Source organism: Ideonella sp. P3_A4, from assembly GCF_056403075.1.
Genome location: NZ_JBFUGE010001248.1, coordinates 1 through 775 on the forward strand (window position 1 = coordinate 1; position 775 = coordinate 775).

Here is a 775-nt window from a genome sequence, read left to right on the forward strand (position 1 = left end):
GGATTGCGGCCTGCCGCAAGACGTCCCCTTGACGGAGGGGTTAGGCGCCTGGGTGCTAGTAGTCACAGCCGTGATCATTGACCTCAATGAGGAGCCCGAAGACGGATTCAATTGTGCTCTTGCGAGAGAGAAGCCAGTGGAGGGCCTCTGTGGTGTACACCAAAGATCGAAGCAGAGGTGTTGAGCTATGTTGCCCCTTGACGGTTGCTTCCAGCGCAACCCAACCGCGACCCTTTGCTGGATGCATGATGTCGATGGAGACACCCACGAGGGACTTTCGCGGCATCGCGATCACTCTGCTGGATCTTCCGATGCCAATGGTCTTGGAGTGGTCGTCGTTCCAGCAGACAAGGCTCGCTGGAGGAAGACTTCCAATCGCTTCCAACACCGCTGAAGGCGGGCCCGAGTGGCCGCCGATTGCCGCCGGAATCTCCAAGGGAGGCTCGGATTGGCCACTCAGGGTTTCGAAGATGACCATACAAGGCGCTTAACGTTCGACGTAAGGGGCGGCTTGCGGCTTGCCGCAAGACGTCCCCTTGACGGAGGGGTTAGGCATCAGACTTGAGCGGGGTCCGGTTGAGCGCTCGTCTTTGCATCTTGGTGACGAGAGTACCAAGCCAGCGGCTCCTTGAACACGGGAAATAGCGAGCCGTAGACGTCGCTGAACTCGACAAGTACGACTACCTTTCCCAATCGATTGCGGCACTCGTCGCGGAATGTTGTGTACGTTGTGTTTCCCTCTTCACCCTTGAGCTCCAACAGAACAACCTGATCC

1 protein-coding gene is annotated in these 775 nt (G+C 57.8%); it reads right to left on the reverse strand.

What is annotated here, in order from left to right; genetic code table 11:
* Positions 1-555 precede the first annotated feature (555 nt).
* A partial coding sequence (locus AC1DYI_RS37350) for a hypothetical protein (RefSeq protein WP_477209102.1) occupies positions 556-775 on the reverse strand: 220 nt, incomplete at its 5' end.